This is a genomic window from Pseudochrobactrum albidum (assembly GCF_051851455.1).
GTDB lineage: Bacteria > Pseudomonadota > Alphaproteobacteria > Rhizobiales > Rhizobiaceae > Pseudochrobactrum.
The window spans coordinates 1-7,427 of the sequence record NZ_JBPVTR010000006.1; the positions used below are offsets into that span (position 1 = coordinate 1).

Below are 7,427 nucleotides of genomic sequence, written 5' to 3' on the forward strand. Positions count from 1 at the left end.
ACGAAGATGATGCCGCTTATAATCCGCCGATCATCGACCCGCGGCACTCCATGCGACAGTGGAAAATATGGCTCAATCCGCCGCATCTGCGCCGGCGACACCAAAACAAATCACTCATGGCAACGCCTCCTGATGTCGCCATTGAATCAACTCACCACCCGCCATGCAACCAATTTAATAGGTCCTGAGCCTAAGTTTTAATAAGCCTTATATCTCATATATATTAAGAATGAATACTTTAATTATATGCACACAATAAAACTTATAAGCTTACACGTAAGCTAATGGCCTAGCTTCGTAAATTTGAAAAGGTTTTCATGAGTTAAAAGGAAATCTTTATGACGAAGTGAGCAAATTTTACGAAGGAATTTGAGCAGGAAGCAGTTCAGCTAACCGGAACAAGCGGTCAAACTCGCAAGCAAGTGGCAGAATATCTCCGCATAAATCTTCCGATACTAACGCGCTGGATTTACCGCAGCTGTAACACAGGCATGAATGATCCTTGCCAACGCAAGACCGAAAAAGATATAGCCGCCGAGCTTAAACGTTTTTGATATCAGAATGAGATTTTACGTCAAGAGCGAGATATTAAAGCGTGAAACTGCTTTTTTCGCCAGGTTGAGGAGGATAGACACACATAAAACAACACACATAGCTGTCGCCATCGACAGCCACGACACCAAATTGGCTACTCTGTCCATTCCCGCCAATATCAAAGGCTATCACGAACCTGAACGGTGGTTACGAGGCTTCGGAACTGTCATTGCATTTGGGATTGAAGGCACAGGATCCTACTGAGCCGAGCTATCCAAATCGCTTATAGATCATAGTTATAAGATCGTGGAGTGACGCGACCCCATCGTCAATTGGATAATAGCCACGGAAAATCCGACAGTCTGGGCGCTGAGGGTGCAGCTCGTTCCGTTCGAAGTGGTCAAGCAACAGCTGAACCCAAAACACACAACGGCTCCTCTGAAATGGTTGGGCATTTGAAAATCGCGCGGGATACGGCAGTTTAATACAAAATGCCTCTCCACTTTTCCGAAGCAAGTCCACTCCTTCTGATCGATGCATATTCAGTGGGCGGCCATGCCTGTCACATGCAGCATGCAATTTGAAATTCAGCCCGCCTTTGGTGCATCCGATACATCGGGGAACATTCCCTTTTTTAACAGGCTTGCTGCTGTGCGATGCGCTTTAAGATGATTAGCATCGATCATCAATTGATCAGGTTCTCCGCTTTTCGCTGCCAATTCTGAGAAAATACGTTTAACCACACCGATACGACTCCATCGAATGAAACGGTTATAGATCGTCTTGTGCGAACCATATTCTTTAAGAGCGTCACGCCAACGCAAACCATTTTTGATTACAAAGAAGATGCCGCTGATAATCCGGCGATCATCGACCCTTGGAATACCATGTGATAAGGGAACCAAAGTTTCATGCGGCGTATTTGCACTGTCGATAGTTAAATAAGATGGTTTATGGCAAACCTCTGATATGACTAATAGATCAGTCAAATCCATTTAACGAATCCTGAGTCCAAGAGTTATCCATACACTTTCGTTTGAGAGTAACTCATCATGCAACGGTGAAGGAAACAGCGGCTTATCAGGACGGATACTCTACTTTATGACTCAGCACTATCCGGATAGTCCGCTGAAAACTTTAGCTTGAATTTGTTTATTGCTATCTTTGTTTATATTAACTCCGTTCACTCGGAGATAAAAGCCATTGGGAAACCTGAGAAGATCAGGTTAATATCAACATTGATTTGAAAAACGTATGCAAGAGAGACATCTAATTTCGTTGTGCTTTAATCAAATACACAGAATCTGGGCAAGCATTCAGAATTAGATCATTTCCAGAACGTTGTGTGATACCTGAAATTATAGGAGGAATGATACTATTTAGATCTCCACCTTCCACTACACCGTAGATTTCTAACAATTCATATTCATTAAAAAAACCATTAAGTAGAATTTTTGAACTGGTATTTTGCAAGATTACTGGTTCCGGATTGCCTCCAGTTTGCTCTCTAGTATCATTCAATTGTGCAGGTTCATCACATCTTAACCGTATATCAGATCCATAATATTGATCTAGCAAAACGGTCTCATTTTTCCGGATAAGATCCTCATATTTATCTACATGAAAATCAAAATAATGCTGTTTATATGATCGCTGTGAACTTGAATTTGGCTTTATGAAATGCCCTTGGTTCCCCGAATTTAGTGTATATGTTGATATAAGGATATTCATCAAATTTTCATCATCGGATACACCACTTAGTGCTGATATCCCATTTTTATAATCTGTCTCTATAGGGTCTTGAGGATAGACAGCTACATTCGAAGTTTCAAACATTTGATTAAATAAATATATTGCTTGCGCTGTATATGATGCAGGATTAGAAGAGTTAAATATTCCAAGAGGGCCGCCGTCTCCGCGGTAGTAATATGCTCTATCTATACCAGCATATTGCATCATTATCATTGCTGATATTGTATAAGCTGCCCCTCGTGCAGACTGATAGGCATCCTGGTAATCAGGTCCTGCCTCCCAATATGGTGCCCACTCTGATACGATTACCTCTTTTATGCCAAAGCTATTTGCTTTGTCTTTTAATTTTTTACCATATACATAAAAATTAAAGGGTGTTTCAGTACTCGAGTATAAATGAACAGAAAGAAAATCTGGTGTACAACCATTGCCGTTGGCAGACATCATAAAATCTTTAACATAGATATTTTCTGTGTCATAGCCTGAGGCTGTTGCTGAGCCGCCAACTAGAACACTGGGGTTTGCTTCTTTGATGTTCCTATAGCATTTTACATAAAGATTTATATATTTTTGAAAGCTAGCGTTAGTCCAGAAGATTCCTAGATTTGGTTCATTCCATATTTCCCAATACTTTACTCGGTTGAGATACTCATCTGGTATATTGAGCGTACCTTTGTAAGTAAATTTATAAACAAGTTCCTGCACAACTCTTGCATATAGATCTAAGCATTTAATTTCATGATTTCCGCCTCCTAAGGTTCTTCCTACTCTAAACATGATATCTCGCTTTAAATATGGATTTTTGTTTTTATTGTTATTTATTATCCAGCTTAACAAATTTATTGTTGGTGATAAGTTGTTACTATGAGTGTCATTTATAGAATTAACTATTAAATTTTCTGCGTCTTGTAATGAATAATCACCGCTCAAAAGTTTATTTTCTATTTTTCTATATTCTGGAACAAGACTGCGATAGGTCATCATATCAGATAATCGTTCGGTTGCTAATTTATTATAATATGAATCAATATTAGCTAAAATCTGCTGGATTTGTTTTTCATCAAAGCTATTGTCAATATCACACAATCCAAAACAATCATGCAACCGTATGGAGGGAATACCCATCTCATTAAATTCATCTTCTAAATATGGGAAGCCCGGGAGCACAGAAATTGGTGTGCCATTCATACAATGCAAAGGGCGCAATTTAACGTTTCTAGCATTATTTTCTATAGAAAAACAATTAATATTAGTAAGCATGTATCATTTCCTGTAATTATTTTAAATATTATTTTAATAAGTAATCATTTTGTAAATAGCTATATGTTTTTTATATTAAAATATTATTTGATTTTTATAAAATAAATATCATAATATTGATAATCATCAAATACAATATGGATTTCACTATAATTTTTTTCTTTATTGAAGTGATTAGTTATATTAACGGTATGCGTTACCTCTTCTGGTGATAATTTGGACAAATCATCTCCGCGACGAATCCGGAATACTTGTGATGAGTGGTGATAATAATTATGTATAACGATTTTATAATTATTTGCATTCTGGATTATACGAGTCTGTCGTGGAGAAAATGACGGATAGTCAGGTGAGTTACCAAGTGGTGTAGTTGGAAATATATTGCCGAATTTGACTGTTGCAGGATCTACACCCCCAAAATAGTTGTTAATGTACCAGGAGTTTAGTTCATTTATATCTAAGGATGGGTCGAAATAATGTTGTTGATATATCTCGCCTTCATCATCTTGAGAGTTGCTTTCAAAATAAGCTTTATCCGGTTTATATAGAGTCGTAACGACTGCCGCTGTTTTATTTATTGTATTCTTGGTGATCATTGTCACCAACCCTACATCGCTTTGCTCAACGACTTTAATGATCTCTGGGTTTGTAAATAGTTGATTATATACATAAAAACACTGAGCTGGATAGCTAGCCTTATTTTCAGCGTTAAATATACCAAAAGTCGTATCGTCCATACGATAATAGCATGCTTGATCAACCGATTGTTCATCGACATTTAATAGCAATAGCACAGCCATAATGAATGACGCATTTATATTGCTTTGAAGCTTAGATGAAATATCTGTAGCACCAGAATATGGATATATACCCCATTCGGAAAGAAAGCTCTGTGTATTATGCATGTCATTTTGATTCAGCATCTTCCTTACATTTTTTGCGAAAGTGGTAATATCATTATAGTCTGTGTTGGCGACAGCGTAGCAATGCCAGCTATAAAAATCTAAAGGGGAACTTAAAAGTTTAGTGAATGATAAAAAATTTGTTGTGTAGTCTCCGCTGTCTCTGATGCCTGCTGAAGATGCAGCTCCTCCGAGCTTTATATTAGGATACTTACTTTTCAATTTATTAAATAAACTTATAAATAACATATAATAAGCATCGGGGGAACTGCCCCAATTGTGTGGCAAATCCGGTTCATTCCATATCTCCCAGTAATTGACAGGCTTAGTCAATCCAATTTCTTTATAATTGATATGATAGCGATGTATCAGTCGCTCAATAATATCTGTATAGATTTTAAAGTTTTCCGGGACATACCAACCGCCATCTAAACTGCGCCCTATCCGAAAAATACAATCTCGTTGTAGATATGGATTTTGGTTTTCTTCATTATCTAAAATTTTTTTTATAAAATAATCAGTTGGTGCAAAATTTGCATTATTCCAAATTTTATCGATGTCATGATCGCAGAGGCCAGTATACATAAGCGGGAAAATCGTACGTAAATTGGCATATTCAGATAATAATTTTTTAGACCTTTCCATAACATGCGATGGAGTATTGGCTAACAGCTGAAAATATGTATGTTTGCGCTCAGGATCAAAGTAGTTATCTAAATCTCCAACCCCAAAGAGGTCATGAATTCGCACCGTTGGAATTCCCATTTCATTAAACTCGTTGACCCTATCATTATAACCTGGCAAGCAAGCATAAGGTGACCCGTTCGCTCCATGAATTGGCCTAAGAGTGCCCTGTTGTGTAAGATAATTAACGTCTAGTTGCATCATTTAGAGCTTTCCTAATCTTTTATTTATCCTCAGTTTTAAAACTGAATTATAATGAATAAAGTGATATAGATCTTTCTTACCCTTCATACGGGAAATAAAAATAAATGACTTAAATTGATGATATAGGGAGGCGATGATCTTCTTGAAGACTTTGACCTGTTCACTGTTTCAGTCATATTGTGTACGCTCAACAATTCACTACAAGGACGAGTTGTGAGATCCTCAGCGTGATCAGGTTATTTGATGGACTCGGATGTAAAATATTTGAGCGTGTAAATTATTCTTTAGGGCGATCTAATTTATAAAAACTTTTTTGCCTGCTTGCAAAATCAAGTATAAATCAGGATAAACAACAGAAATATTCTGTTATAGAAATTAATTTTTATAAAAAGAAAATATTTATAGCAGCGATAGATATAAATACTTATGCAACTCTCAGAATACTGAAAGATTTTTTGGGATTTAAGATCAGATCTGAAATATTGACATAAAAAAATAAGTCACTACTTTACGCATGCTTGTTTTCATTGGTACCTAATATATCTTGACGTCAGCACTAAAGGTTTAACAACTAAGCACCTAGCCTCGCTTGGGTTGCTCAGATAACGCGAGTTACGACACATATATTGTTGGTAAACAGTTTAAGTTAGCTCATATTAATATTTATTGTATATCAAGAGTTCGATTGAAACATAATCTGCTAAATTTTACGCCGTTTTAGGAGCAGACTCCAAGCAATTGTAAACATAGACAAAATGAGTTGACGCCCTCTCTCTTTCTCTCCTTAAAGTGTACTTATACGTTTAAGAAAATACTCTAATGCTGCAGTATAAATTTTCCTGTCAGCATTGAAGGAGCCAAGATGATCCCCTTTTGTCTTTAATACAGTTATGATATTAGGAGGTACAGATTTTATAAAAGTTTCAGCTACTCTGGGCGGTACTATTTTATCCTCTGTTCCATAAGCATAGAACGTTGGAATATTATATATTTTTATAATTTCGGCTAATTGTTGTATGTAATTCGCTTTAGACAGGTCTATATCATATTCATCTAAAATAATTTTGTATGCACCTTCCAAATCACTTATAGGCAACAAGTCGATTAATTTATTTTCTACTATATAATTAAATTCAAGAGCTGGCGCATCAAATATACAAGCTGCAACTTTATTAGGAGTATTATTAATTAGAGTATTGGCTACAATCGCTCCTCCCATAGAATCGCCAATTAATATTACTCGCTTATAGTTTTGGGTGATATATCTTATTGATGCTTGTAAATCTTCGTTTTCGGTGAGCCCAAATGCATACAATCCGCTTTTATCTATGAGCTCTGGTTCATCATTTCGATATTCTATCATTAATGTAGCTATACCAAAATCATGTAATGTTTTTAAAAAACGGTAGCCGTCTTCACGACTTCCCCATATACCGTGCACATATATTGCTATAAATTCATCATATTTTTTTGAAATGGTTTCATTCGGTATTAACCATGAGGGAATTAAACGCCATTTGTCGTTTACTTGAGAAATGTATTTAACCGATCTGTATTCGTATTGAAATGCTTTTTGTGGGTCGCCGTCATAGTTCAAATCCATTGGGTCATTGGTTTGACGTGGAATTGATGGTTTATTACTTACAGATATAAATTGTATAATTGCGTCTTTAATAATTTCATCTATGGGTGATGGTTTTTCTGGTAAAATCATTATAATAATCCAACATAATTAATATTTTTATTAATAATATTTCTATTAAAAGGAAGAATAATTATATGTATTGTTATATATATTTTTATCATATAGCATAAATTAATTATACCTGTAATATTTATCAGTATTTGATTTGAAAATTTCATATTGCGCCATTGATGATAAAAGCCCCGACGCTCCTCCATTTTCAGGAGAGTATTAGGTCTATTGTGAGCCTTAAGCAGCCCATTTTTTAAGCTCAGGACTCATTGATTTAGCCAGAAGATGACGGTTGCAGCGATGCAGATGGATGAGAAGAAGGTGTGCGCGCATCGGTCGTAGCGAGTATGGATGCGTCGCCAGTCTTTGAGTTTTCCGAACATATTCTCAATTTT

At 36.2% G+C, this 7,427-nt stretch carries 4 protein-coding genes and 2 pseudogenes; all 6 read right to left on the reverse strand.

Going from position 1 to position 7,427, the window contains the following annotated elements; translation table 11 throughout:
- A pseudogene (locus ACSTTO_RS00150) lies at window positions 1–118 on the reverse strand (IS5/IS1182 family transposase); the annotation flags it as partial.
- 938 nt (window positions 119–1,056) lie between these two features.
- Window positions 1,057–1,469: pseudogene (locus tag ACSTTO_RS00155) on the reverse strand (IS5 family transposase); the annotation flags it as partial.
- 334 nt (window positions 1,470–1,803) lie between these two features.
- A complete protein-coding gene (locus ACSTTO_RS00160; RefSeq protein WP_439271104.1) occupies window positions 1,804–3,546 on the reverse strand; it encodes a GH39 family glycosyl hydrolase in 1,743 nt (580 codons plus the stop codon).
- 83 nt (window positions 3,547–3,629) lie between these two features.
- On the reverse strand, window positions 3,630–5,336 hold the full coding sequence (locus ACSTTO_RS00165) for a hypothetical protein (protein ID WP_439271105.1): 1,707 nt from the start codon (window positions 5,334–5,336) through the stop codon (window positions 3,630–3,632).
- A gap of 784 nt (window positions 5,337–6,120) precedes the next feature.
- The gene (locus ACSTTO_RS00170) at window positions 6,121–7,050 is read right to left on the reverse strand and encodes an alpha/beta hydrolase (protein ID WP_439271106.1); all 930 of its coding nucleotides are present in this window, start codon (window positions 7,048–7,050) and stop codon (window positions 6,121–6,123) included.
- 248 nt (window positions 7,051–7,298) lie between these two features.
- Window positions 7,299–7,427, reverse strand: a 129-nt coding sequence (locus ACSTTO_RS00175) for a transposase (protein WP_439271103.1), incomplete at its 5' end; no start/stop codon positions are given.